The organism is Photorhabdus sp. RM96S (assembly GCF_042879335.1).
GTDB classification, from domain to species: domain Bacteria; phylum Pseudomonadota; class Gammaproteobacteria; order Enterobacterales; family Enterobacteriaceae; genus Photorhabdus; species Photorhabdus kayaii.
This window is the reverse complement of record NZ_JBHFKT010000024.1, coordinates 1-25,563: the sequence shown is the minus strand read 5'-3', so window position 1 is coordinate 25,563 and position 25,563 is coordinate 1. Positions and strand designations below refer to the sequence as shown.

Annotated in this window: 17 protein-coding genes and 4 pseudogenes; 15 read left to right on the top strand and 6 right to left on the bottom strand. The window is 42.5% G+C overall.

Translation table 11 applies throughout. The features are described from left to right. The first annotated feature begins 178 nt into the window (after positions 1 to 178). Positions 179 to 1,798: a phosphoenolpyruvate carboxykinase (ATP) gene (pckA, locus tag ACGF49_RS15230; RefSeq protein WP_387491699.1), complete on the top strand. Its 1,620-nt coding sequence runs from the start codon at positions 179 to 181 to the stop codon at positions 1,796 to 1,798. Positions 1,799 to 1,845: 47 nt separating this feature from the next. Here the strand turns inward: pckA and ACGF49_RS15225 are convergent, their stop codons facing one another. Continuing rightward, positions 1,846 to 2,541 (bottom strand): pirin family protein, encoded by a 696-nt coding sequence (locus ACGF49_RS15225; protein ID WP_113042797.1) that lies wholly within the window; start codon positions 2,539 to 2,541, stop codon positions 1,846 to 1,848. A 718-nt stretch (positions 2,542 to 3,259) separates the two neighbouring features. On the opposite strand from ACGF49_RS15225, the gene ACGF49_RS15220 reads away from it, so the two are divergent. The 8 genes from ACGF49_RS15220 to ACGF49_RS15185 all read left to right on the top strand — a co-directional run bounded on the left by ACGF49_RS15220 (position 3,260) and on the right by ACGF49_RS15185 (position 17,471). Further along, positions 3,260 to 4,597 carry a sensor histidine kinase gene (locus tag ACGF49_RS15220; RefSeq protein WP_387491695.1) on the top strand — a complete coding sequence of 446 codons (1,338 nt, stop codon included), beginning with the start codon at positions 3,260 to 3,262 and terminating at the stop codon, positions 4,595 to 4,597. Continuing rightward, positions 4,597 to 5,223 carry a response regulator transcription factor gene (locus ACGF49_RS15215; protein WP_387491692.1) on the top strand — a complete coding sequence of 209 codons (627 nt, stop codon included), beginning with the start codon at positions 4,597 to 4,599 and terminating at the stop codon, positions 5,221 to 5,223. The genes ACGF49_RS15220 and ACGF49_RS15215 overlap by 1 nt, the downstream gene beginning before the upstream one ends. Positions 5,224 to 5,330: 107 nt before the next feature. Continuing rightward, the gene (locus ACGF49_RS15210) at positions 5,331 to 5,822 is read left to right on the top strand and encodes a heme-binding protein (protein WP_113042803.1); all 492 of its coding nucleotides are present in this window, start codon (positions 5,331 to 5,333) and stop codon (positions 5,820 to 5,822) included. Positions 5,823 to 6,789: 967 nt separating this feature from the next. Next, positions 6,790 to 10,062 (top strand): pullulanase-type alpha-1,6-glucosidase, encoded by a 3,273-nt coding sequence (gene pulA / locus ACGF49_RS15205; protein WP_228902512.1) that lies wholly within the window; start codon positions 6,790 to 6,792, stop codon positions 10,060 to 10,062. 408 nt (positions 10,063 to 10,470) lie between these two features. Continuing rightward, a complete protein-coding gene (locus ACGF49_RS15200) occupies positions 10,471 to 11,931 on the top strand; it encodes a DUF3375 domain-containing protein (protein ID WP_113042807.1) in 1,461 nt (486 codons plus the stop codon). Between the two features lie 41 nt (positions 11,932 to 11,972). Then, positions 11,973 to 12,890 carry a DUF4194 domain-containing protein gene (locus ACGF49_RS15195; RefSeq protein ID WP_113042809.1) on the top strand — a complete coding sequence of 306 codons (918 nt, stop codon included), beginning with the start codon at positions 11,973 to 11,975 and terminating at the stop codon, positions 12,888 to 12,890. Further along, positions 12,883 to 16,278 carry an ATP-binding protein gene (locus ACGF49_RS15190; RefSeq protein ID WP_229015720.1) on the top strand — a complete coding sequence of 1,132 codons (3,396 nt, stop codon included), beginning with the start codon at positions 12,883 to 12,885 and terminating at the stop codon, positions 16,276 to 16,278. Before ACGF49_RS15195 ends, ACGF49_RS15190 begins: the two co-directional genes overlap by 8 nt. Next, positions 16,275 to 17,471: a Wadjet anti-phage system protein JetD domain-containing protein gene (locus tag ACGF49_RS15185; protein WP_113025980.1), complete on the top strand. Its 1,197-nt coding sequence runs from the start codon at positions 16,275 to 16,277 to the stop codon at positions 17,469 to 17,471. Before ACGF49_RS15190 ends, ACGF49_RS15185 begins: the two co-directional genes overlap by 4 nt. A 41-nt stretch (positions 17,472 to 17,512) precedes the next feature. Here ACGF49_RS15185 and cynR read toward each other — a convergent pair whose 3' ends face one another. From cynR to ACGF49_RS15165, 4 genes and pseudogenes are all read right to left on the bottom strand, one after another. Beyond that, positions 17,513 to 18,415 carry a transcriptional regulator CynR gene (gene cynR, locus ACGF49_RS15180; RefSeq protein WP_113025979.1) on the bottom strand — a complete coding sequence of 301 codons (903 nt, stop codon included), beginning with the start codon at positions 18,413 to 18,415 and terminating at the stop codon, positions 17,513 to 17,515. Between the two features lie 186 nt (positions 18,416 to 18,601). Continuing rightward, positions 18,602 to 18,700: pseudogene (locus ACGF49_RS15175) on the bottom strand (transcriptional regulator); the annotation flags it as partial. Between the two features lie 243 nt (positions 18,701 to 18,943). Further along, complete coding sequence (locus ACGF49_RS15170) at positions 18,944 to 19,372, bottom strand: type II toxin-antitoxin system HigA family antitoxin (protein ID WP_113042813.1); 429 nt, start codon at positions 19,370 to 19,372, stop codon at positions 18,944 to 18,946. Then, positions 19,369 to 19,679: pseudogene (locus ACGF49_RS15165) on the bottom strand (type II toxin-antitoxin system HigB family toxin). Before ACGF49_RS15165 ends, ACGF49_RS15170 begins: the two are co-directional and overlap by 4 nt. Before the next feature lie 180 nt (positions 19,680 to 19,859). Between ACGF49_RS15165 and ACGF49_RS15160 the strand changes: the two are divergent. The 3 genes and pseudogenes from ACGF49_RS15160 to cynS all read left to right on the top strand — a co-directional run. Continuing rightward, positions 19,860 to 20,198 (top strand): annotated as a pseudogene (locus ACGF49_RS15160) (IS6 family transposase); the annotation flags it as partial. 170 nt (positions 20,199 to 20,368) lie between these two features. Then, positions 20,369 to 20,953, top strand: coding sequence for a carbonic anhydrase (locus ACGF49_RS15155; protein ID WP_387491685.1), 585 nt, complete (start codon positions 20,369 to 20,371; stop codon positions 20,951 to 20,953). 27 nt (positions 20,954 to 20,980) lie between these two features. Beyond that, positions 20,981 to 21,451 carry a cyanase gene (gene cynS, locus ACGF49_RS15150; RefSeq protein WP_228903229.1) on the top strand — a complete coding sequence of 157 codons (471 nt, stop codon included), beginning with the start codon at positions 20,981 to 20,983 and terminating at the stop codon, positions 21,449 to 21,451. A 226-nt stretch (positions 21,452 to 21,677) separates the two neighbouring features. Here cynS and ACGF49_RS15145 read toward each other — a convergent pair whose 3' ends face one another. Then, on the bottom strand, positions 21,678 to 22,058 hold the full coding sequence (locus ACGF49_RS15145) for a triacylglycerol lipase (protein ID WP_228903230.1): 381 nt from the start codon (positions 22,056 to 22,058) through the stop codon (positions 21,678 to 21,680). Positions 22,059 to 22,691: 633 nt separating this feature from the next. Here ACGF49_RS15145 and ACGF49_RS15140 point away from each other — a divergent pair. The 3 genes and pseudogenes from ACGF49_RS15140 to ACGF49_RS15130 form a co-directional block, all read left to right on the top strand. Continuing rightward, positions 22,692 to 23,189 (top strand): hypothetical protein, encoded by a 498-nt coding sequence (locus tag ACGF49_RS15140; RefSeq protein ID WP_113042817.1) that lies wholly within the window; start codon positions 22,692 to 22,694, stop codon positions 23,187 to 23,189. Beyond that, the gene (locus ACGF49_RS15135) at positions 23,189 to 23,662 is read left to right on the top strand and encodes a hypothetical protein (protein WP_228903062.1); all 474 of its coding nucleotides are present in this window, start codon (positions 23,189 to 23,191) and stop codon (positions 23,660 to 23,662) included. Before ACGF49_RS15140 ends, ACGF49_RS15135 begins: the two co-directional genes overlap by 1 nt. 631 nt (positions 23,663 to 24,293) lie before the next feature. Continuing rightward, positions 24,294 to 25,241: pseudogene (locus tag ACGF49_RS15130) on the top strand (ATP-binding protein); the annotation flags it as partial. Positions 25,242 to 25,563: the final 322 nt, after the last annotated feature.

Genomic DNA, 25,563 nt, shown 5'->3' with positions numbered 1-25,563 from the left:
GCGGATTCGCGCCTTTCTAGCAATATCCATAATACTCAAAACTGCTTTTGTGCCTTTGGCCCCAGATTAAACTTAAAAAAATAGTGGGTTTTCAATTTTTTGATAACTATCGCTGTTAATTAATCATAACTATTTATTATTGCTCACAGAAAAAGCGTGACTACCCAGGAGCAATAACATGAGTGTTAAAGGTATTACCCCGCAGGAACTCGCGGACTATGGAATCCATGATGTTAATGAAATTATTTATAATCCAAGCTATGAGTTGTTATTTTCAGAAGAAACCAAACCTTCACTCGAAGGCTGCGAGAGTGGCACTCTGACCAACCTGGGGGCTGTGGCTGTCGATACGGGGATCTTCACGGGTCGTTCCCCCAAAGATAAGTACATTGTTCGTGATGATGTCACCCGTGACACCGTATGGTGGGCTGACCAGGGAAAAGGTAAAAATGATAACAAGCCATTACAGCAGGAAACATGGACATACCTGAAAGGCTTGGTAACTAAACAGCTTTCAGGCAAACGTTTGTTTGTAGTTGATGCTTTCTGTGGTGCTAATGCAGATACACGATTGAAAGTCCGCTTTATCACAGAAGTTGCATGGCAGGCCCACTTTGTTAAAAACATGTTTATCCGTCCGTCAGATGAAGAGTTGGCTGAGTTCAAACCAGATTTTATTGTGATGAACGGTGCAAAATGCACCAACCCGCAATGGCAAGAGCAGGGTTTGAACTCTGAAAACTTTGTCGCGTTTAACCTGACAGAGCGTATACAGCTTATTGGTGGTACCTGGTACGGTGGCGAAATGAAGAAAGGGATGTTCTCTATGATGAACTACCTGTTGCCACTGAAAGGAATTGCTTCGATGCACTGTTCTGCCAACGTGGGTGAAAAAGGGGACGTTGCGGTTTTCTTCGGCTTGTCTGGTACAGGTAAAACCACACTTTCTACTGATCCAAAACGTAAGCTGATTGGTGATGATGAGCACGGTTGGGATGATGACGGTGTATTCAACTTTGAAGGTGGTTGTTACGCGAAAACCATCAATCTGTCCAAAGAAGCGGAACCTGATATCTACAATGCGATTAGACGTGATGCGTTGCTGGAAAATGTTACTGTACTGACAGATGGCACGGTTGATTTCCATGATGGTTCAAAAACTGAAAACACCCGTGTTTCTTATCCTATCAACCATATTGAAAACATTGTTAAGCCGGTTTCCAAAGCGGGCCATGCAACTAAGGTCATCTTCTTGACTGCGGACGCATTTGGTGTGTTACCTCCGGTATCTCGTTTGACACCCGAACAGACTCAATATCACTTCCTATCTGGTTTTACGGCAAAATTGGCAGGTACCGAACGTGGTGTGACTGAACCAACACCTACATTTTCTGCTTGTTTTGGTGCCGCATTCCTGACTTTGCATCCAACCCAATACGCGGAAGTCTTGGTAAAACGTATGCAGGCCGCAGGTGCTAAGGCTTATCTGGTGAATACTGGCTGGAATGGGACGGGTAAACGAATCTCGATTAAGGATACCCGTGGGATCATTGATGCCATCTTAAATGGTGATATTGAAGAAGCTGATACCATTACATTACCTATTTTCGATCTAGCGGTTCCGACAGCGTTACCGGGTGTGGATACCGATATTCTTGACCCACGTAAGACTTATGCAGATAAATCTCAATGGGAAGAGAGGGCGAAAGATTTGGCTCATCGCTTTGTCGACAACTTTGATAAATATACCGATACACCGGCGGGAGAAGCTTTAGTGAAAGCAGGTCCTAAACTGTAATTGTGAATTTTTTAGCCTCATCCGTTAGGGTGAGGCTTATTTGATATTTATATTGGAGGAAGGTCAAACAACAATATTTCACTATCACTGCTGCTGCTAAGTTGAATATTGACTTCATCTCGAATAGCCAGACCATCGCTGGTGGTGGCTTTGACGCCATTAACCGTCACTTCGCCACGAATGACTTGTATCCAAATATAACGGCCTTTTTCTGCGACATATTCGGCGGTTTCGTGATCCTCAAGTACCCAACGCCATAAAGTCATATCCTGAAATACTTTTAGTGAACCACCCCGCGCATCAGGCGAGAGCACCAGTTGGCGGCCTTGTACATCATCAAAGCGACCTTGTTCGTAGCGCGGTGTTAAACCCGTTTTACTTGGGATGATCCAAATTTGATACAGATGCAATTGGCGATCACTGTTCGGATTGTATTCTGAGTGGCGAATGCCGGTACCTGCGCTCATAATTTGGAATTCACCAGCAGGTACTCGCTCTTTATTTCCTATACTATCCTGGTGTTCAACGGCGCCAGAAAGAACATAGGTCAGTATTTCCATATCCTTATGCGGATGGGTACCAAAACCTTGACCTGCTTTGATGAAATCTTCATTAATGACTCTCAATGCTGAGAAATTCATAAAATTAGTATCGTAATAGCTGGCAAATGAGAAGGTATGCCAACTAGTTAACCAGCCATGATCGGCATGGCCGCGATCTGATGCTTTGCGTAAATGGATCATATTTAAATCTCCTCAATGGTTTTTACAGTCTAATTGAGAAGAGATAGCATTAAAGCTTAAAAATCTGACTTAAAAATTCAAATATTTTAAACAAAGGGTGACTGGATTAATTAATAAAAAGAAGCCAGCACTTGGCTGGCTAAAGTAAACACTGGAAGCAATGTGAGCAATGTCGTGCTTTCATCTGTACCCTGAAGGCAGTTCATCTGAAAGCGATACGAATGATAATAATTATCACTATCGATTGTAAAGTGTTTTTTCTGGTCAAATATAGAATAATGGTGAGGATTTATCTTAACTATTTGATAAATATTGCTATTTTTTTAGATATCGGTGTGATGTCCAAGGGAAAGAAAACCCTTTCATCGAGTCGATTTATTAGGTGATTACCTTAGATTATTCAGTAAATTTGACATGATATTAAGAGCCTTGACAGGGGTCACCGAAACTCTTATCTGGGGTCTATCTATCGAAATAATTTGATCAGGGGCATGAAACATGCTTAGACAAAATAAGCTAGAGCTGGAGTTTCATTTACCATAGGCAACTATTTATTTTAAGAAATGTTTTGATGAAATAATTACGCTATAACGAATTTTAATATGCTGCTCGATGCCAAATGTTCTCTAAAATTCAACTCATTCTGTTTAATAGCCGTTTCTTTTATATATTCTGACTGTACTTTAACGTCATGAAAGATATCTTTTCAGGTAATCATATGTGGCATTTTTTAGCGTGGGTTGTGTTAACAGGTTTGACTATTTTGGGAATGATTAATCATTCACTAAATCAGAATTATCAACAACAAACAGTTTCATTTAATATTCTTTATCGAGAGCTGAGTGAAAAGCTGGCACAACATGACGCGATTGTATCACTAACGGATACTAATATCGAATTAGATCAGCTACAGGAAAATTTTCCACAAATCGTCGGATTACAAGAGATGCCAATGAATGTATTAATATTCCCTATAATCAGTGAAGAGGGAGAGGGAAGATATTGGCTTAATAGTAAACGCGATAATATCCGGTTATTAATAGATCTTAATATCTTAATGAAAGATCTATCATTATTTTCACAATTTCGAATGGTACAACTGGATTGGAATAATCGCCCATTGATTACGTATGGACTGGAGAAAGAGCACTATTTTTGGAACTGGGAGAAAAAGTTAACCAATCGTTTTCAGCCTTTTGTGCTTAAAGTGGGTAACGATCAACAATGGTCTAAAATTCCGTGGGGTTATATTGCTTGTCTGAGTTTTTTATGGGCAGTGATTATCTGTTTTATCTTTTTAATTCAGAAGAATAAAAGATTGAGGAAAATTGCTGATTTACGAGCACATTTCTTTGAATTTACTCGCTTAAATACAATGGATGAAGTGGCAACAGGTGTTGTTCATGAATTAAATCAGCCTTTGACGGCAATTATGAGTTATAACCAAACCGCATTGCGGTTAATGAAAAAGCAGCAATATGATAAAGTAACGTTAATACTGGATTCATCAATTTTGCAAACTCAACGAATCGCAAATTTATTAACGCAGTACCGTCAAAAACTGACGACGGGTAGTATTATTTTACAATCTGTAAATATTTTACCGATATTAGGTCGAGTTGAGATATTGCTCGAAAATGAAATTAAGGCGGGTAAGATTAAGATAATAAAACATATTTGTGATGAATTGCCAATGATATCTGCCGAGCCATTGTGGATTGAGCAAATATTTCACAATTTAATCAGTAATGCTATTCAGGCGCAGCAAGGTCAAAGTCGGTCAGAATATCAAAATTGGATCCGCATCGATATCGCCTATATTAATGAAATGATAAAAATCATGATAACAGATGGTGGTCCTGGACTAAGTGATGAAGCTTTAAAAAACGTATTTATTCCATTCTTCACAACACGTCAACAAGGTATGGGGCTGGGAATGACGTTAACAGAAACATTAATTCATAAACTTGGTGGTGATATTAATGCTGAAAATTGTGAAACAGGAGGAGCGCGTTTTATTATTTGGTTACCAACTAATAAAGGTAAGGAGAAGTAATGGCGGCAGTGATTTATCTTATTGATGATGATGAAGCGATCCGTGACTCATTATCTATGTTATTAGAAACAATGAATTGGCAGGTAATTTCATTTCCTGGTGCGCAAGAATTTCTTGATGAAATTGGCAGTAAGAATATTGCAGCGCTTCAGGGGTGTATTTTATTGGATATTCGTATGCCGGGAAAACCTGGATTGGCATTGCAGGACGATCTTTTAAAACTCAATAGTACATTACCGGTTATTATCATGACAGGACACGGAAATATTGATATTTGTCGTCGTGCTTTTAAGAACGGTGCTTTCGAGTTTTTAACCAAACCTATTGATGCAGATTTACTCATTGAAACAGTATCAAGTGCATTATTATTTCATCAGAAAGTATTTAAGCAACGTCAGATATATGAGCAGTTAAAAGCTAAATTTAGCCAGTTATCTGAACGTGAAAGGGAGGTGATGAAAATTATTTTGGAAGGTAAAACCAGCAAACAAATTGCTCAACAGTTATCATTATCACCACGTACTATTGAGGTTCATCGAGCCAATATATTTCATAAATTGGATATACATTCTTTACCGCAGTTAGTCAAAGAGTATGAATTATTTAAGTCATTATCTTATGACTAAGTATTTCTACTGAGTCGAATAAGTAATTGGACGAATAGCTATAGCCGATAAATCTCATTAAGTTAGAACAGGATAATTCATCAACTTAAACTTAATGAGGTTTACCTATGAAACATTCTCTTTTCTATACTGTCCTGGCAGCAGGTTTATTCGCTCAATCTGCTTTTGCTTCATCATTAATTACTGAACGTAATATTACTCTTGAGGTAGCGAATAAATTAGCTTCTGAGGCAATTCAGTCCTGTAAATCGAATAATTATAACGTGGCGGTTTCTGTTATTGATAAAAGTGGGGTTTTAAAAGCGGTTCAGCGTATGGATAAAGCCGGGTTGCATACCGTTGAGGCGAGCAAAATGAAAGCTTATACTGCGTTATCTACTCAGAGAACATCAGAGGACGTAATGAAAACCGCACAATCAAATCTTGGTGCTCAATATTTAGGGGATATTCCAGGTTTCCTATTACTCGGTGGTGGTGTTCCTGTTAAATCTGGTGATGAAGTGATTGGTGCAATTGGTATTGGTGGTGCACCGAGTGGTTCTTTAGACCAACAGTGTGCTCTTGATGCAATTCAGAAAATTTCATCAGAGTTATCTTAATCATAATGATTTATAAAATGTACGGGATAACGATAATGAATTAAATATCTATTTCTACTTATGATTAAAATATTCGTTATGTTGATATTAGGAATATGGAATTTAGGTTTAATATCTTTCATTATCGTAATTTGCATAGAGGCAATAACTGGAATTAAATTATTGCCTTTCATTGATTTTGTTTATGGTTAATAGGTCATATTTAGCCTCAGTTTTATTTTAAAATAGCAATTATTATAAATAAATATACTTGTATTTACATAATTAGTTCTGTTGTTGATTTTATAATAATATTGCAAATCAAAATACTTGTAATAGGCATTTGGAAAATTTATTGAATTGAATGTTATTTCAATTTAGTTAGCTCTATAGATATTCTTCTAGATTATCATTCTATACCCTATGGATTTCAAGATGCATCGCGACGGCAAGGGAACGAATCCCCAGGAGCATAGATAACGATGTGACCGGGGTGAGTGAGTGCAGCCAACAAAGAGGCAACTTGAAAGATGACGGGTATATAACACTATAATATCGCTATCTCTATAGTTCATATCCTGTCATTTAAGTTGTTTATAAAACCCTATTATATTACGATTCTAAATTATAATGGAAAACCAATTTTAATCTTAACAGCTTATCATAGTGATGAGTTTGGCTTTAATTGGGATGAAAATATAAATGGACGTAGAAGGACAAACTTTACGCAGGTGTAGGTCCTGTAACAAGTTACACTTATATCTAATGGAATAATACAAATAAATTCACACTAGGCTTATGTAATAAAAGATTATTACATTATTATCGTGCGCAATATCACGAAAAAGTATCTCCTCCTAACGTCTCCTCCCTCTTAGTATCAAAACTAGGAGGATGCTGACTCATCTGAGACATTATTTAATATTTCATTCCTATTTTATTAACAATAATATCGGCGACGATTTATTTCTATTAAAAAGGTCTGATTATGGTAGCTCCCTTCTGGAAAAGGGCTTACCTAGCCCTATTAAGCAGCACATTCGTTTTGCTACTGGCTAGCTGTGATAACAATCGTTCTTTACCCAAAACCCCGGAGGAACCGATGGCGCATATCCCTAATAAAATACCCAGTGAAGCTGCTACTGCTGGCAATTTTCAGGCAGTGATCCACTTGGTGGACATTGCTAAATTAAGTCAAAGCCCAACAACGAACCGTGACTACAGTACCAACACCCTCTACTTATGGAACGATAAAAATTGTGATGCCTTGGCTTCCCCTTCATCAAGCTGGAACGACACCAGTGCAACTCCCACGGGTAGCGATAGTTATGGGCCTTACTGGGTGATACCGTTAACCAAGAACGAGGGCTGTATCAATTTTATTGTGCGTGATGGTAACAACAATAAATTGATCGACAGTGACCTGAAAGTCTCCTTCTCCGATTTCAGTAATCGTACCGTTTCTGTGATACCCGGCAATTATCAAATTTATGGCAGTCGTGCAGCAGCCTTTAATTCTGTGTTTGGTGTTTCTCAGGCTTCGGCACATTGGGTCGACAACCAGACGTTGTTATGGTCGGGTGGAGCGGATAAGCCTGATGTCCGCTTATATTACAACCGGAATGGCAAGGTGGAAGCTAATGATGAAGGGAACTTCATCGATAGTTATCTGACGTTAACGCCGACGACGCTGAGCCAGAAGGCGGCTGAGCGATTCCCGCACTTGAAGAAATTAACAGCGTTCCGCCTACCAGAGGACACGGATGTTGATACACTGCTTACCGGTGATCTGGTGGCGTTGGCTACCAATGAAACTGGCTTGCTATTGTCGGCTACTCAAGTACAAACGGCTGGTGTGCTGGACGACCGCTTCGCTAATGCTGCTGACACACTGGAATATGGAGCGTTAATCAACGATACCGGTGTTACCTTCCGTTTGTGGGCGCCTACTGCTCAACATGTTGGGTTGGTTATCTATGATGCAAATAAACAGGTCATTGCCAATCATGCAATGAATCGTGATCCTGTTAGTGGTTCCTGGTCATGGCAAGGTGATAAAGAGCTGGTTGGTGCTTACTACCGCTATGCTTTAACGGTATACCATCCATATTTCCGTAATGTGGAGCACTACGAGGTTACCGATCCCTATTCCCACAGTTTGTCTACCAATTCGGAGTACAGTCAAGTCATCAATTTAAATGACGAGGCACTGAAACCACAAAATTGGGATAGCCTGATCATGCCGCGTTCGCAAAATACACCGGCGGACATTGCGCGTATGACCATATATGAAGCTCATGTTCGTGATCTCTCTGTTGCAGATGGCACGGTACCAGAAACTTGGCGTGGTAAGTATTTAGCTCTCACCGCTGACAACAGCGATATGTTCAAACACCTTAAGACATTGAGTCAGGCTGGAGTCACTCATATAGAGCTGTTGCCAGTATTCGATGTGGCTTCCATTAATGAATTCAGCAATGAAGTGGCTGATCTGAATCACCCGTTTAGCCGTTTGTGCCAAGTCAACCCAAAGGTGAAGAGCAGCCGTTTCGCTGGTTATTGCAATAGTTCACAGACTGTGGGTGAAGTGTTGCAGGAGCTGAAGAGCGGTGACAATGCTAATAACCCGCAGGTACAAGAACTGAATGCAATGATTGCAGAAACTGACTCCTACAACTGGGGCTACGATCCGTTTCATTACTCGGTACCGGAAGGTTCTTATGCTACAGATGCGGAAGGTTCGGTACGTATAAAAGAGTTTCGCGCCATGATTCAGGCCATCAAGCAACAATTGGGGATGAATGTGATCATGGACGTGGCGTATAACCATACCAACGCAGCCGGGCCGACGCCCCGATCCTCAGTATTGGATAAGGTCGTGCCTTGGTACTATCATCGTTTGGATGAGATTACGGGCAATGTTGAATCTAACACTTGTTGTCACGATACGGCTCCAGAGCACCGCATGTTTGCTAAACTCATTGAAGATTCGTTGGTGACTTGGGTTAAGGACTATAAAATCGACGCGTTTCGATTTGACTTAATGGGCTATCATCCCAAGGCCCAGATTTTATCAGCACTAGCAAAAGTACGTAGGATTAATCCATCGGTCTACTTCTTCGGTGAAGGTTGGAATTCCGGGCAGGATGACCGTTTCGAGATTGCTTCACAGATTAATCTTAAAGGCACTGGAATTGGTACTTTCTCTGATCGACTGCGCGACGCGGTACAAGGTGGTGGGCCGTTTGATTCCGCTGACACTATTCGTATTAACCAGGGAGTGGGCAATGGCGCGGGAACGTTACTGAACGAAATGGCTTGGTTAGATGCTAATGAGGTGCGTCATCTGGCGGATCTGGTACGTCTTGGCATGGCGGGCAATTTGGCTGATTTTGTGATGATCGATAAAGATGGGACGGTAAAAACGGGTAGGGAAATTAACTACAAAGGCGCTATAGCCGGTTATGCCGCTGATCCCATTGAGGTGATTAATTATGTCTCTAAGCACGATAACCAAACGCTGTGGGACATAATCAGCTACAAAGCTGCACGTGAGGCGAATCTGGCAACACGAGTTCGTATGCAGGCAATATCCCTCGCCACGACATTCCTTGGGCAAGGATTGGCCTTTGCTCAACACGGATCGGAATTACTACGTTCAAAATCTTTTACCCGCGATTCCTATAATTCCGGCGATTGGTTTAACCGTGTTAGCTACACCTACCAGGATAACAACTATGATGTTGGTATGCCGGATCAGCGTGTTGATGGCGAAAATTATGCATTGATTGAAAAAGTGAAAAATGTGGTAGATAAACCGGGCCGGACTGAATTATTACAGATGGCGGCTTTTTATCAGGAATTGTTGCGCTTGCGTCAATATTCACCACTGATGACTCTTGGTGATGGTGCATCGGTTAAACAACGTGTTGATTTCCGTAACGTTGGGCCGCATCAGCAGCTTGGGTTGCTGGTGATGACCATAGATGATGGTAATACTACTGGTGATGACCGTGATTCGCGATTTGACGGTTTGGTGGTGATGATTAATGCGGCTCCACATCCTGCCACAGTAAGAGATATTAACGTCAAAGGGTTGAAGTTGAATAATATTCAAAGGGAACTGGGCCATACATCTCTGGCGGCGGGTACCAGAATTGCGAAAGATGGCGCGGTCACGCTGCCGGCTTGGTCAGTAGCGGTGCTGGTTTTGCCGCAAGATGGGAAGCGCGGTACTGGTTTGCCTGTTCGTAGAAAGTAACGCGTAGGCGTTTTCCATTGTTTGTATCGGGGCGGTTTGTCCAGACCGCTCATTTTTACCTTGAAAGGGTACTCCCACCGCTTTTCTTGTTGATGATAATTAAGACATTGTTTATCTTCTTATTATCTGTCTGCGCTAGCAGTTTTTGTTTTTCACCATCATGTTGCCGCTATTCTTCAAAAATAGGTGAGTTTAATAAGTTTAATTCTCCCATTGGTCGCAACGCTGAATAGTTTAAAAGTCAGTAATTTGTGTTGACATAATAAAAAAATATGATGATATGGTTTTATTTGATTGTATCGATTGTAAATTATACAAAATTCTTGGTGGTGGCTTTTTGGAAAGAATGGCAGTGGGCCAATGCTCATCTAATCGCTTTTTATTCATCACCACACAGAGGGAGGCAAGTTGAATTTCCAAGGGTTGCAGGCAAAGTACCGCCGTCTATTTCAGGAAAGTGCTGCCTGGAAACTGTTAAGAGCTGATAATGCTCCTATAATTTTGGCATTTTTGGGGGAGTTATTTTCCGAGGATAGTGAAGTCCCTTTTAGTCGTGCCCGCGTGTCACTTGATGCAGAGTTGGTACGCTGCCGTGAACTTGGCCTTTGGGAAACTGAAACGGGAGCGGGTACTTATCTCAATAAATGGATTCGGGAAGGCTGGTTGCGTGAGATGGATGACACATTAACTAAAACGGATGCCAGTGAAATTGCACTCCGTTTTAGCCAGGGGCTTGATGAACGCAATTCAGGAACCACTGCGTCTCATCTTCGAATTGTACAGGAAGCGGTTAGGGACTTCGCAGTAGCGATTAGCCCAAATGCCGATGAGCGTGTCGCGCTTTTGGAAGATAGAAAATCCGAGATTCAAAGAGAGATTGATGCTCTGAGAGCTGGCATCGTGACCGAATTAACCAAGGCTGAGCAGCGGGAAAGAATTCGTGAAATTTACCAACTGGCTTCTGTTTTAACGGGTGATTTTCGCCGTGTTGAAGATGAAATTCGTCAGTTGGATCAGGAAATTCGTATTCAAATTATTGAGGGGGATTCCACCAGAGGAGATATCCTTCTTTCTGTTTTAGAAAAAGAAGCATTACTGGCTAAAACGGATGCCGGTAGTGCGTTTGAAAGTTTTTTTGATTTGTTATGTGATCAAAATAGAACTATGGAGCTACGAGATCAGCTTCGAAGTATTTTAAGTCGTCCGGTCGCAGAACACTTAAGTACCCAGCAGCGGCAATTCTTAAGTCAGCTTATGAGAGAACTGAGTCGCGAGAGTGACAGAGTTTTTCAAATCAGGCGAAGAACGGAAGAGAGTTTGCGTGCTTACATAGAGAGTGGTACTGCTCAAGAAAATCGTGCGGTTGATAGATTGCTTGGTCAATTGGAACGACTCGCCATTGAATTAAAGAACTCAGGTTATGACTTACAAACGGCAACAACTCTGTCACTACCCGTTGGCGCGGCAAGTATTAGCTCTCCTGAAAGCATGCTGCTTAAATCACCTGATGAAAAGCTGGATACTTCAGGTGCTGAAGAACAGCTCAACTCTCGGGAACCGAGTATGCAAATGCTGGATTGCCTTGATGTTGTTCAAATTCGATTAATTGCTGAGAGGGCGTTAGCAACGTTAAAAGAGTTTGGTCCAATGACGATTGCGTCTATTGCAAATTATCAGCCGATTAATTCAGGGTTGGAGGAGTTAGTTGCCTATTTGCGGGTGGCCAAATCTGTCGGGGCTGCATTATTGGAAGAAAAGGAATCAATTGAAATCAGTGATAAACGGGGAGTTCGCTTGCGGGCGTCTATACCCACTTTCTTGCTGAGTGCTGACCTGTTTCCAGACAGTTTGGATGAATTGGTTCTTTAGAGTGAATAGAAAATGGTTGTATATATATAGTGAGGGCTGTAATGCATGTAGGTAAAAAGTTGAATAAAGATAATGGTGCCCTCGCTACCTCTGGGAAGTCTCATTCCGATCCTCAGGAAGAACAGAAAACAGGGTTCTTCGATCAGTTGATAAAACACCATACTCAATCAGAGTATGATCCGCTGACAGATACAGCCGGCGTTGAATCTGATGTTGCTTTTTCGGTTGTCAACCAAAGCCCATCCGGTGAAGTTGATGATGTATTAGTCAGTAAGCACGTTGAAAACTCAAACAGTGATATGCCGCCTGATGCGCGCCGGGTGCTGGTTAGCTTGCTGCGTCAGGGCGTTATTTTGTCTTCGCAGAAAGCTAAATTGTTTGAATTACTTTGTCGATACCAATGTGCTGTGCGCAAACATCTGTCAGAAGTCTATTTGAAGTTAATCTTAGATGAAAAAGCAGGTGTTGCCTTTATAGCTGGCTTTCAGAATGAGGAAGATACTGAATCATTGGGTATAGATGATGAAGAGGTTGTCTCTCTGATTAGCCGAAGAACGCTCTCTTTATACGATACATTGTTGCTGTTGGTGCTACGTAAACATTACCAGGACCGGGAAACATCGGGAGAGCAAAGGGTTATCATTGATATAGAACGTATAGAATCCCATCTGACACCGTTTTTACCGCTGACAAACAGTACTAAATCTGACCGGAGAAAACTCAAGGGTGCTCTTGAGAAAATGGTGACGAAAAAAATATTGAGTTCGGTCCGAGGAAGCGAGGATCGCTTCGAGATTACGCCGGTGATCCGCTATGTAGTCAGTGCTGAATTTCTCGAAAGTATGCTCAATGAATACCTGAAAATGGCGGGAGAGAAGGGTATTGAGCTAAATAAAAATGGCAGCGATGCTGTTGATTATCAAAATGAAGGGGAAGAGACAGGAGATGAAAATGACTGATCAAACTCTTTCGGCTAATTCATTATTTCATGTTGGTCAAATCAGATTAGCTGAACTCTCAGTTTATAACTGGGGGTCATTTAATGGCTTGCATACCGCGTTGATAGATCCTATGGGAACGTTGGTCACTGGAGATAATGGCGCCGGAAAATCGACATTCATTGATGGCCTTATGGCTTTGCTGCTTCCTGCCGGAAAGGCAACTTTCAATGTAGCTGCGGCACAGGGTGATCGTTCTGACCGGACTTTACTTTCCTATATGCGGGGAAGTTTTGGATCTGCCCATGACGGAGCGGGGACGAGAGTCAGAAGTAAGCGTGAGTCTGGCGTAGTGACTGGGCTTAGAGCCTTATATCAGGGTGATGATGGGTCAAAAATCACGCTTGCGGCGCTTTTCTGGATGACTAAATCGACGAATGTGCTCGCGGATGTGACACGAGTTTATGTTGTTGCCAAAAGAGACCTGACTCTTAAGGAAATGCTTAATGCTTTTGGGAACGGTAATGCTCGGGCATTCAAGCAATGGCTTCGTGATGACCCGACGATTACGTGCTGTGATGATAATTTTTCTGATTATCAAGAGTTGTACCGAAAGCTCCTGTATATGGACAATAAGAATGCGCCTGCACTTTTGTCGCGGGCGTTAGGTCTGAAAAAAATTGATGATTTAACCGGGTTGATTCGTGAATTGGTACTGGAACCGAGTACGGTCAAGGATGATGCTAAAAAGGTCGTGGAAGAGTTTGCTGATTTGGTGGCAATTCATAGTCAATTAGTGGATGCAAGAGCACAAAAAGTGCACTTATCTAGGTTACCTGAACTCAACGCAATTATCGAAAAAACCACGAAAGAATTTGCGGAGCTGATAGCTGAGAAAAATAGTCTCCCGGTCTACTTTGGGGAGATTTTCGCACAATTGTGGAGTGAAAAAATTGCCGATATTGAGGCTGAACTGGAAGCGCTACTCCTCAAAATTAGCCAAGCTGAAGAGCAAAAAGTGGATGCGAATAAGTTGGTTGAGCGAAGGCACGAGGAATATCTTCAATTTGGTGGGGATAAAATAGAGTCGCTGAGAAAAGAGGTTGATCATACCCAAGCTCAATTGAATCGGGTGGTTAGAAATTCATCGCAATATCAAACTCATGCTAACGAGCTGGCTCTTCCTTCTGTATTAGAGGAGGCGATATTTCTTAAAAATCAATCCGTAGCATCAACCCGGCTTGCCAGTATTCAGCAAGAAGAAGGAGAGTATCAGGACAGGTTTGCCACCATCAGTGCTAAATTCAGTGAGCTGCAAGCCAATATCCATGATATCTCTCAGGAAATTCGTGAGATCGAGGCAAGACCCGATTCCAATATTGATGTGAAATATCAGCAACTGCGAGATGAACTGGTTAATTCGTTAGAATTAAGTAAGGACCAATGTGTATTTATCGGTGAGCTTATCGATGTCGAAGATCGTGAAAAGAGCTGGCAGGGCGCGATAGAGAGGGCGTTAGGCGGGTTACGAACCACACTTGCTGTGCCACATCATTGTTATTCGATGGTGACTCGCTGGTTGAATACCCGACATACCGGTTTACATGTCCGTGTTCAAGTTGTGAATGATTCTACAACTCAAGGCCAATCGGTGGTGTTTAAGTCTGATGGTTATCTAAGGAAACTGGTATGGCGTAATCACCCTTATCGAGAGTGGCTCAAGCACCATTTGCAGCGATTTGACCTGCAATGTGTTTCAAGTACGGAAGAATTGGATCAAACCCCGTTTTCGATGACACAGCAGGGGTTGATGCACATGGATAAGGGGCGCTTTGAGAAAAAAGATCAGCACCGGATAGACGACAGAAGGCGTTGGTGTCTGGGTTTTTCGAACAAGTCACGTTTAGCCATTCTTAATAACGATAAAAAAGAGTTAACTCTGCAACTGGCAGAAACCGAGAAAAAGGTGAGTCAAGCCCGTCAAGATTTGAATTCTGTTTCTGATCGTAAAATTCTTTGGGAGAAGATCCAAGGTTACCGCTGGGATGATATTAATGCTCCTTACTGGCACGAAAAGCTTTCTGATTTGCAGGCTGACCTCAAGGTGTTGGAACAGTCAGGGGGTGATCTTGATAAGGCCAGAGAGCGTTGGGAGTCGGCTAAAGAGCAGCTAGCTCAAATTCAATCGGTATTAAATCAGCTCAACTCTGATTCTGGTGGCGTTAAAAATACGCTGAAAAATGCAAAAGAAGAATGGAACAAAGCGCAGGCAAAAGCGTCGAAAGGATTACCTGATTCAGCCCGGCAATTACTTGCGATTCGAGTTGGCGTACTGAATACAAACGATTTAGGCCGGATGTCTGAATTGGTGTTGAAAGTTGAAGAAGATTTAGAACGTCTGTTAGATATTAGCCGAAACAGTAAAGACAAAGCGGAAAGATTAGCCATTAGCATTATGGTCTCATTCAGGTCTAACGATAAATGGCAAGTCTTCACAGTTGACTGGCAAAGTAATATTGATGGCTTACCTGATTATCTTAATCATTTGCGACAACTGGAAGAGGAAGGGCTTCCCAACCTTGTGGAGCAGTTTATTGAGCGGTTGAATAAGCATGCAACGCAGTCACTGGCTCGGATTAAAACTAAGCTTGAATCTGAACGGGAAGATGTCCTTGAACGGATTGGTATCATTAACCGGGTCCTCAAGCGTACAGAGTTTCGATCAGGGACACATTTAAAGCTGGGTTCAAAGAGAGAGAAATTCCCACATGTTAATGAGTTTGAACAGCATTTGCGTAAGGTGCTGAGTCAGGTAACCAGTGATGACCATGAAGCACGGTTCCGTCAGTTGGCTAAAGTAGTTGAAATACTTGGGAAAGCAAGTGCGCCAGGCTCCTCAAATACATTAGAAAGTTTAAGGTTGCTTGATCCTCGTTATCAGATGTCATTTTATGCCGAAGAGTTGGATAGTAATACCGGTGAGATTCGTGATGTCTTGGAGTCATCCAGTGGAAAGTCAGGTGGCGAGAAAGAGTCATTTGCGGCGACTATTGTCGCGGCAAGTTTGGCCTATGTTTTGACGCCGGATGGCTATGATCGTCCGGTTTACTGTACTGTTTTCTTGGATGAGGCATTCTCAAATACGGCTGAAACGGTAAGTCGGCGGGTGCTCCGAGTATTTAGAGAGCTTCATATTCACGTTAATTTGATTACGCCTTATAAAAACCTGAATCTGGCAAGGGAATCTGCTCGTTCACTGCTCATTGCGGAAAGAGATCAGGAAAACCATGACAGCCATTTATGTGAAGTGACTTGGGAAGAGATTGACCGGAGAATGGGCGAAGAGAAGGAGAAAAAGTTGCCTGATGAGGCGGCTGATCTGGGTATTGAGTTTGAGAAACTGACATGAAAAGAGGGCAGTATGAGGTGAGTTGGGGGTTATTACCAGCACAAGTTAAAAGCATCATTAGGCAGCGTGAGTGGGATAGCCTTCCTTCACTAAAAGCCCGGTTACTGGGCATCAAGGCATTCCCTATTCGCGTTGGCTTGAAACCACCCAAAGGGAATTCTGCCATATTAGATATAGTTCATTTCCAACGGTTTATTGATGAGTGGAAATCATTTCCCCATCAAGATGTTGTGGAGTGGTCTTCTAAGAATTTCAGGGAGCTATCTGAGCAACGCATTCCAACTTTTGTTGTCATTGAATCGATGCAATGTCTGATTCAATTTTTAGGGAGTGATGCCCTTTCCCGAAGTAAGGTATGGGAAAGAAATATGAAGCCATTTTTGTGGGTTAATAAAGATCTCTATCCTGCATTGGTTAAGTGCATAGATATTGTGGAAAAACTCTCGTTGAGAGATGCGGAATTATTAGCAAAGTTGCTGCCACAATTAAAGCAAGGCTTAGGGGAAGGGCAATATCTAAGAGCACTGCCACTCATTGGGATTGATACTAAGTTTCTTGAGAATCACCAAATCCTGATCGAAGAGCTGGCCGATATCATTCACAAGGGAGCTGTTTCGGCATCAGGTGGTCTTATTGCCTGGTTGGGGTGTTCAATAAATCCCAAAGGTTGGTTAACTATCAGGCCGCTTTGCCGTGCTGCAATGGCTGCATTTGGTGGAATACCGATACTACAAATACCCGGCGAATTACTTAGACAGTACGAACTTCCAGCATCGAATATATTAGTAGTGGAAAACCTACAGTCTGGTCTGGCATTACCCGAAATGCCTGACACCGTAGCGGTGATAGGCGGGGGGAAAAACATTGCCTGGATGAATGCAGCTTGGTTGAAAGGTAAGCGTGTAGGATATTGGGGAGATATTGATACTTGGGGTTTGTCTATTCTCAGTGACGCCAGAGACAAGTTTATGGATATTGAGCCTTTGATGATGGATGTTGAAACTGTTAAAGCCCATGAAGATAGAATGGTTCCTGAACCAAATCCAGTTGAATCCAATCCTACATTGCTAAATGAGGATGAAGCAAAGTTGTTTAATTATCTCATTTCTGGCCGGTTCCAATCTTCACGTTTAGAGCAGGAGCGTCTTTCATCTGATTACATTAGAAACAAACTTATGAATTGGCTGTCCTAACACAGAAGGGAAGCCGCTAGACACGATATTTTTTCCATTTATCAAAAATCGTCACTTTCTTGGTGTACATCGAAACGGTGCGTAATTAGATTGGCGAATGCCTGGCTTGCAGCGCTTCGATATGCACCACGGCGCCACAACAGTACTGCACTGCGTTGCGGTAACGTAGGTCGAATTGCAATGGAATAAAGCCCGGCCAGCTCGTGGGCGATGACATCAGGTAACAGAGTTGCGAGTCGTCCCCGACGGACAATTTCTACGATTGCACTGATGGAGTTGGCTTCAATTGCAATGCGTGGTGTTATCCCCTGTTTCTGGAAGTACAAATCAATATGGCTCCGTGTTGCAAAGTCTTTACTTAATAGTGCTAGCCCTTCATGTTCCAACATTTTCGCCGTCAATGATGTTTGTTGACCAATGAATCGATGCGATTGACCAACGATCAGGCTGAGTGTTTCGATGAATAATGGTTCGCTATCAATGTCGGGGGAGCGTATGTCTGAGAACGCGATGCCGAGATCGAGCTGGTTCTCCGCTAAAGAGACTTCTATTTGATCTTGCGTCATTTCCTTGATATTCAACGCAATTCCTGGATAGAGTGCGTTGAAACGTTCTACCCAATGGCCGATGAAGTAAGTGGTGAAGGTGGGTGTCATTGCTAGCCTGAGCAATCCGCGGCTTAAATCCTGCACATCATGAATCGCACGTTGCCCAGCATCCAGATCCTGTAATGCACGACGGGCGTAACTTATGTATACCTCGCCAGCGTCAGTGAGTCGTACAGTCCTTCCAGAGCGGTCGAACAGTTGCACGTGCAGTGACTCTTCAAGTTGTCTGATTTGTTGCGATAGGGTTGGTTGCGAGACATGAAGTTCTTCTGCGGCGCGTGTGAAGTTCTGATGTTTGGCAACTGCCAGCAGATAACGAATGTGTCGTAGCAGCATATCAATTAACTATTTGAAAATAATATGGAAGTAATGACATCCTGATCTTTGAGACTATAGAAATATTCGCTCATTTTTCACCTGTTGGCTGTCTTATCGGCCACGATGGGGTGAAGACTATAAGGGCTTCCTGAACATGTCAACCGCCGAACTGAATGCATCATGTAACGGGTTTTTCATCCGTGCAGCAAAGCGTTCATTGTTGTTTTCATACTCAGCGATTTTAGTGGCTAGAAAGTCAATCAGTGGATTTTCATCATCGTGCTCAATGAGGTAATCCACCATTGGAGAGCATAAAAATGTGTGGGGCACTATATTGGTGTTTATGCCGTTATAGCCGGGAACTATCAACTGTACTGCCGACTAGTCCATTAATTTTGATGCTGAGATACCAACGTCCAAATTGCGCCTTTAGCTCGCCATTCAGAACGGCCATCCGGGGGAAGCATTTAAATGATTGCCCCACACATTTTTATGCTCTCCATTTTTTAATGACCACGGCTGCCGGTTATGTCGTTTTACTATCAATTAATCAATAAAAACGCTAACCGGTACACCAAAACGAACTGAGAGTTTACGCATAGCTTCAAGCGTTAATGAACGTTCACCTTTCAAAATACGACTAACAAGAGAACGCTTCCCAATCTCGTCCTCAAAATCAGTCTGATTCAGGCCGTACTGATCCATCAATGTACGTAGAATTGCTACACCGCTTTGTGTGCTAGCAATACGTTCATTGAACTCTGTAAACTCTGGCGCACTACTTTCGTAGGTGTCAATTTTAGCCGTAAGCATATCAACCAGCGGACTATCTGGATTGTGCTCGACCAGATATTCTACAAGTTTCATTGCCTCATCATAATCTTTGCGGGAAGTGCTGCCCCCTAAGAGAGGGACAATGCTCACTAGGCTGCTCACCAGGCTATTTGCAGCATGAATTGCTTCGTTGATCATCATTCTTTATTCCTCCGGTAATAATCCGTCAATTTGTCATATTCTGCATGGGTGATATGTGCTTGATAAAAATTTTCCCACGCTCAAAATCTGCAAAAAACATCACTCTTAAATTATTGCCGCCAACATCAATGACCCACCATTTTTCCCGATATTTCATCCGATCCAGACTAGGGAATACGCACTTCATTTCATCTGGAGAACTGAACTTTAAGCGCCGCAACGACTTATATAGATCATCAAGTGCAGCGAAACTATTTGGGTAGCGGCGTGTAGCTAAATCAAACGGCTCCCTTGAAATAACATGCATTTTCATACCTATTGTTTCCAATATGGAAACAGCATGCCACAGCTTTATCATGTTGACAACATGGAAACAAATTATGTTTCCGAAAAAGATTTTCTTTAGACCGAGCAGCCTAACAGAAGGGTTCTGTCGCATTAAGCGGTCATCAGGTAAGCTTCCCTGTTTTTGAGCGAGTCCAGAGTGATGTCCCTTATCCGAAAAGCGTTCAAACGTCTGCATTATCCGGTCGATATCATTGCCCAATGTGTTCGTTGGTACCTCGCTTATGCCTTGAGTCTGCGCAATCTCGAAGAGATGACAGAGCGCGGCATTGGGGTCGACCATGCCACGATACATCGCTGGGTGTTACGTTTGGTGCCCCTGCTCGGCAAGGCTTTCCGACCTCGCAAAAAGCCCGTTGGCTCCCGGTGGCGAATGGATGAAACGTACATTAAAGTCAAAGGCCAGTGGAAATGCCTTTACCGGGTGGTCGATACCGACGGTCAGACGATTGACTTCCTGCTGACCGCTCGCCGCGATGCAACGGGAGAGCATAAAAATGTGTGGGGCACTATATTGGTGTTTATGCCGTTATAGCCGGGAACTATCAACTGTACTGCCGACTAGTCCATTAATTTTGATGCTGAGATACCAACGTCCAAATTGCGCCTTTAGCTCGCCATTCAGAACGGCCATCTGGGGGAAGCATTTAAATGATTGCCCCACACATTTTTATGCTCTCCAACAACAAAAACAAATACGTCGCCGCAGAACGACAATCAACTATTGGAAAATACTATAGCGATGATAGTAATCCGATCTTTGACGCTATAGATAAATTCGTTCATTCTTCATCCATCCGCTTTCTTATCGATCACGATGGAGTGAAGACATGCAGGATATTATTGAAGGCTTTTTATAATTCCAGCGCGAGGTATTTCCAAAGTGTTGCGAGCTTTTCAAGCGGCTTGCTGCCGGCCAAAATCCTCGTACTTTGTTTATCGAGTGCTCTGGTGGATTCTGCGAAAGCGATTAATCAGGCACGTGCGCACGTTAGTGAGATTGCCCGACTTGATTCGATGGTGCGTGAAAACGTCATCGCTCAAATTGCTAATATCAAAACTCACCCGCCCGCGGCGCTCGGGCTGGAACAGGGACACTTGAATCTACACGGCTGGATTTACGACATAGAGGCTGGTTCGATCGATGCTCTAGATGGCTTGGTCGGCCAATTTGTTTCGCTTGCGGACTATCCGCATGTTTCTGCAACGCAATCCGTGTTTCACCACGGCATTTAAATAGCTTATTAATCCAAAGGAATCATTATGACACAATCTCAATACTCCCAAACTCCCCGGCTGGCCCTTACTGATGCTATCATCGACGCCAAGACACGCAAGAATTTGACGTTTGAGGATATTGCACAAGGAACGGGTCTGAGCCTCGCATTCGTTACTGCTGCACTGCTCGGCCAACATCCTTTGCCCGCCGATGCTGCGAGGATTGTGGTTGACCGACTTGAACTCGACGAAGATGCCTTCCTTCTGCTGCAAACTATCCCTGTACGCGGTAGTATACCCGGAGGTGTGCCGACAGATCCGACTATTTACCGATTCTATGAAATGGTGCAGGTTTACGGTTCAACGCTTAAGGCGCTTGTCCACGAGAAGTTTGGTGATGGCATTATCAGTGCAATTGACTTTAAACTTGATATCAAAAAGGTCGATGATCCGAATGGCGGTTCACGAGCTGTAATTACGCTAGATGGGAAATATTTGCCGACTAAGCCGTTCTAAAACAATTGCAATTGTTGGCATCGGCAAGAGGTTTGAATTTGAGAGATAAACCTCTTGCCATTTCAAATTAAAGTTTATTAACTAGCCACTTCGGTTTTTGTATAAGGTGTATAGGGAGTAGATCGAAATTGCCGTTTCGCTCCCTGAATGGCGCCAAACAGAGCTTTGCTGTGGCGGATGGGCATCATTTGATCATGTGTACAGCCAATAATCAGTGTTGTGGCTTTTATCGTAGGAACAATTTGACAGAAGCAGTAACGACAGCTCCTAACAAGTAACCTATCAGTGTGACAGTCTCTCCCAACGCTGCTGCTTCAATAACGGCTTCGACCTGTTTTTCAAGCTGTTCGAGGGGAAGCGTTTCGTTTGCTTTTACTGGTTGAGAAAAATCCGGGGATATAACTCGATTTTCCGAGGCAAGCAGTTGAAGGAGATAACTGAAATGTATCTCTGTGCTGCCGCCAGTGCCATGTACCAAGACGATAGGATTTCTTTTGGTGCTATTCTTATTTGGATCGAGAGGTTGGGATGTGAAGAACTTTACATCTTTTCCATCTACGTTTATGACATTTTCGTTGATATTAAATTTTTGCTCGGATTTATTCATGATAATGAAATATCTCCTGATAGATATGGGTTATATAGAAGCCAAATATAGGTAATTAAACAATGATCTTGTTAGTTGCTTAATTAAATTAATAACTCAGTATAGAGTTATTGCCAAATTATAAAATTAAAATAGTGTTATGATTGAATATTAATATTATTATAAATCCCAATATTAGATCTTATTTATTGTGTTTTTGCTATATTGCAGGCAGGGAAAATAAGTTTCAACCTATTAATTAGGCTGAAAGTTTTTTTCTTGGCTGAATGGAGGGAATATCAAAATATTAAAAAAATCATATGCTGGATTGTCTTATTAATTTCTTATTTCACATTGACAGAATTTCATCCTCATACCATAGTGATTACATCACTTTTTTATATATGATTGCATTGTTAAATAATTTTATTCATCTATTGTTTGAATATTATTGATTTATATGATTAAGAATTACCATTAATACACACAGATCATTTTTCTAAATATTTTATAAAGTATTTTTTCACTCTGACAGCATTCTGCTATAACGCCTGACTCAGTTTATACAATTCATCAGCGTGTGAAGTCTGCTTTAGAGGGATAAAACTGAATGGCATCATCAGATATTTAACACATCTGTTCAGGAGATGAAAAATGTCTACTCGAATCGTGAATGAACAACATCAACAATATGCGATAGCAGAAGGTGAGAAACGTGCTATACGCACGATTAAGCTATTTATTTCTCTGGGCTTTATCGCAGAGGCTGGATTTCTTTTAATGGGGCTTATTTTATTTCCCGGCAATGGCCCTCTGGTATGGCGTCTCGTATGGGCGCTTGGTTTATGTGGTATTGGCATGGGGGCCGCTGTTGGGGGACTGACTTACCTGGTATCAGCACGTTTCACACCAGGAAGTGCTGGCGCTTATATCATGACCGCCGTGAGTAGCGTTCTGTTATTCAGTGTTTGCCAAACACTTTGTTGGGGCTTGGACCACAACGTGGGGCTGAATTATTGGGGTTCAATAGAAATGCCGTTGCTATTCCTGATTAAAGGATATACTGCCGCACTTATTGCTGGCATTTTGGGTAGTTTTCTTCTTAACTCAATAACTGGTGCGAGATTCCTTGCTCGTCTCAAGGTCTTTTAGTGAATAAGAAATTAACTTTGCCTAACAGTTTCGCTATTTCCATATTTCTGGCTGTGTTGGCTGCATGCCTGAATCTTATATTATGGCGCGCTGATATTTTGGAAATGGCACATAGCGTCCCGCTAAAGGGGTTAATGATTATTTGGTATCTCTTGGGATGGGGTTTTGCTCCGGGCTGTCTGACCGTGCTCACCATCAATTCAATCAGGGGAAGATTACCTCAGAGGGTGGGTTCGGTGGTTGCCATGTTTATAAGCTTTCTGTTGGTTACAGGGATTTGCGGTTTGGTTTATGCTTACCTGACAAACTCCGCTTTTATGCAAATTGCTATGGGAGGCATGGCTAATCATCATTCTTCGGTGAATCACGGAACTATTCTTGGTTTTATTACGCAACTGCTGCCCAGTTTATGTGCAACTGTTATTTCAATCATGAATGCTTTTTCGATAAAAATGGGGAAGCAGTTTAGGTGATAAGGTCCAAATAAATTCTTGGTGGTTAAACCGCTATTATTATGTTGACAATTTATTACTTGTGAATTCGCTTCCAAAGCGTAGCTAGTCGACGGTTCTTCTCCCATCTTATCATGGTGCTCAGTCCCCCCGTCATAAAGCGAAAGATATTAGGCCCCAGTTTTGCGAATGCAAGATTGGGTTTTTTCACGATACAGCTTTACTGTAAGCTTTTTAAGTCCGCTGGCGTTCCTTATCCTCTCTGTGTGCTGGATACAGAGTTCACTGGCGTCGACTCCTCTACTGTCTGATATTGTTAGATTTATTCCTCCAATTACTCTAGCTTTTCGTTACAGTAGTGCCTTTAAGCCCAAAGGAAAAGTTTTGACTGACGTGTAAGAACGTCATAAATCGACAAATAGACGAAAAGGAAACCAGCAAATAGACGCTATGAAAACCAGCATTTGGACGATGGAATAGCCAGCAAATAGACGCTGTACAAACCAGCATTTAGACGATAGCATAGCCAACAAATAGACGGAGCAATTTAAACTTCATTCTCCACATTGAACATAAAAGAACAACCTTGAATAACGCACTACACCCAAGATACATAGCACCACAGCTCAAGGCAGCATTGGCTGATACACCAGTGGTGTGCTTGCTTGGTCCTCGCCAAGTCGGCAAAACAACGTTGGCGAAATCTCTAGAGCCTGGGCGGGCTTACCTAACTTTCGATGACAGCACTCTGCTTAACACAGCTAAAGCCGATCCCACTGGATTTGTACAAAGCTTGCCAGAACGTGTCACACTGGATGAAGTACAGCGTGTGCCAGAGATCCTGCCTGCCTTAAAAGCAACTATAGACATTCATCGTCGACCAGGGCGGTTCATACTAACTGGTTCAGCTAATTTGCTGTTGCTGCCTGGACTACAGGAATCACTAGCAGGTCGCGTCGAAGTAATCTTTTTGCAGCCACTTTCTGAACAAGAAAAGCAGCATAGTCCAACATCGCTACTCGAACAGCTGATCACTAACAAAATTTCTCCTTCAATCAAAGGGGAACAAATCCTCATTGAAGGCGTAGCAGAAGCTATAGTACAAGGAGGTTATCCAGAGCCGAATATGCGCAGTGAGGCGCGAGCTCGTCAGTGGCATAAGCAGTACCTCAACGCCATTATTCAACGTGATGTGAAAGACATTGCCGCGATTCGAGATGAAGACGAATTACTGAGACTCATTAAGATCCTCGCATTGCGTACTGGTAGCCTTTTGAACATCAGTGGATTAGCGAAAGATGTAGGTCTTCAGCGAGAAACCGTTGATAAATACATCACCATTCTAGAGCGCTTGTTCTTAGTGAGACGCTTACCGGCTTGGCATAAAAACCAAGCCAAACGTTTAATAAAAGCCCCTAAAGTTCATGTAGTAGACTCCGGTTTAGCTTGTGCTTTAAACAATATGAGAGTCGACGATTGGCATAACCTTAGTAATGACTTTGGTGCAGTACTCGAAAGCTTTGTGGTGCAACAATTGATCTGCCAATCGGGTTGGGGAGAACATGGACTGCACTTCTCCCACTATCGTGATAAAGATCAGGTTGAAGTTGATCTTGTTATTGAAGATGGTCGAAGAATCTGGGGGGTTGAAATTAAAAAAGCGGCCAGTATACAGCCGAAAGACGGTATGGGGTTGGCAAGATTAGCTTCACTGGCTGACAGAGATTGGCAGGGAGGCATCTTACTTTACACAGGTAACAATTGTCTGCCAATTAGCCACGTACCAAACACATTTGCAGTACCAATGAATGCCAGGGCACGAGCATACTTTGACTGCTATTCATCCAAAGAAAACTCTTGCCCGATAATCATCGCACCAACCCGCTTTTTTAAGCTTGTTCCTTTGGCTCGGTGCCCCGCAA

Coding starts and splice junctions, on each gene's coding strand:
- pckA (WP_387491699.1), top strand. CDS start 179: ATGAGTGTTAAAGGTATTACCCCGCAGGAACTCGCGGACTATGGAATC.
- ACGF49_RS15225 (WP_113042797.1), bottom strand. CDS start 2,541: ATGATCCATTTACGCAAAGCATCAGATCGCGGCCATGCCGATCATGGC.
- ACGF49_RS15220 (WP_387491695.1), top strand. CDS start 3,260: ATGTGGCATTTTTTAGCGTGGGTTGTGTTAACAGGTTTGACTATTTTG.
- ACGF49_RS15215 (WP_387491692.1), top strand. CDS start 4,597: ATGGCGGCAGTGATTTATCTTATTGATGATGATGAAGCGATCCGTGAC.
- ACGF49_RS15210 (WP_113042803.1), top strand. CDS start 5,331: ATGAAACATTCTCTTTTCTATACTGTCCTGGCAGCAGGTTTATTCGCT.
- pulA (WP_228902512.1), top strand. CDS start 6,790: ATGGTAGCTCCCTTCTGGAAAAGGGCTTACCTAGCCCTATTAAGCAGC.
- ACGF49_RS15195 (WP_113042809.1), top strand. CDS start 11,973: ATGCATGTAGGTAAAAAGTTGAATAAAGATAATGGTGCCCTCGCTACC.
- ACGF49_RS15190 (WP_229015720.1), top strand. CDS start 12,883: ATGACTGATCAAACTCTTTCGGCTAATTCATTATTTCATGTTGGTCAA.
- ACGF49_RS15185 (WP_113025980.1), top strand. CDS start 16,275: ATGAAAAGAGGGCAGTATGAGGTGAGTTGGGGGTTATTACCAGCACAA.
- cynR (WP_113025979.1), bottom strand. CDS start 18,415: ATGCTGCTACGACACATTCGTTATCTGCTGGCAGTTGCCAAACATCAG.
- ACGF49_RS15170 (WP_113042813.1), bottom strand. CDS start 19,372: ATGATGATCAACGAAGCAATTCATGCTGCAAATAGCCTGGTGAGCAGC.
- ACGF49_RS15155 (WP_387491685.1), top strand. CDS start 20,369: ATGATTGCCCCACACATTTTTATGCTCTCCAACAACAAAAACAAATAC.
- cynS (WP_228903229.1), top strand. CDS start 20,981: ATGACACAATCTCAATACTCCCAAACTCCCCGGCTGGCCCTTACTGAT.
- ACGF49_RS15145 (WP_228903230.1), bottom strand. CDS start 22,058: ATGAATAAATCCGAGCAAAAATTTAATATCAACGAAAATGTCATAAAC.
- ACGF49_RS15140 (WP_113042817.1), top strand. CDS start 22,692: ATGTCTACTCGAATCGTGAATGAACAACATCAACAATATGCGATAGCA.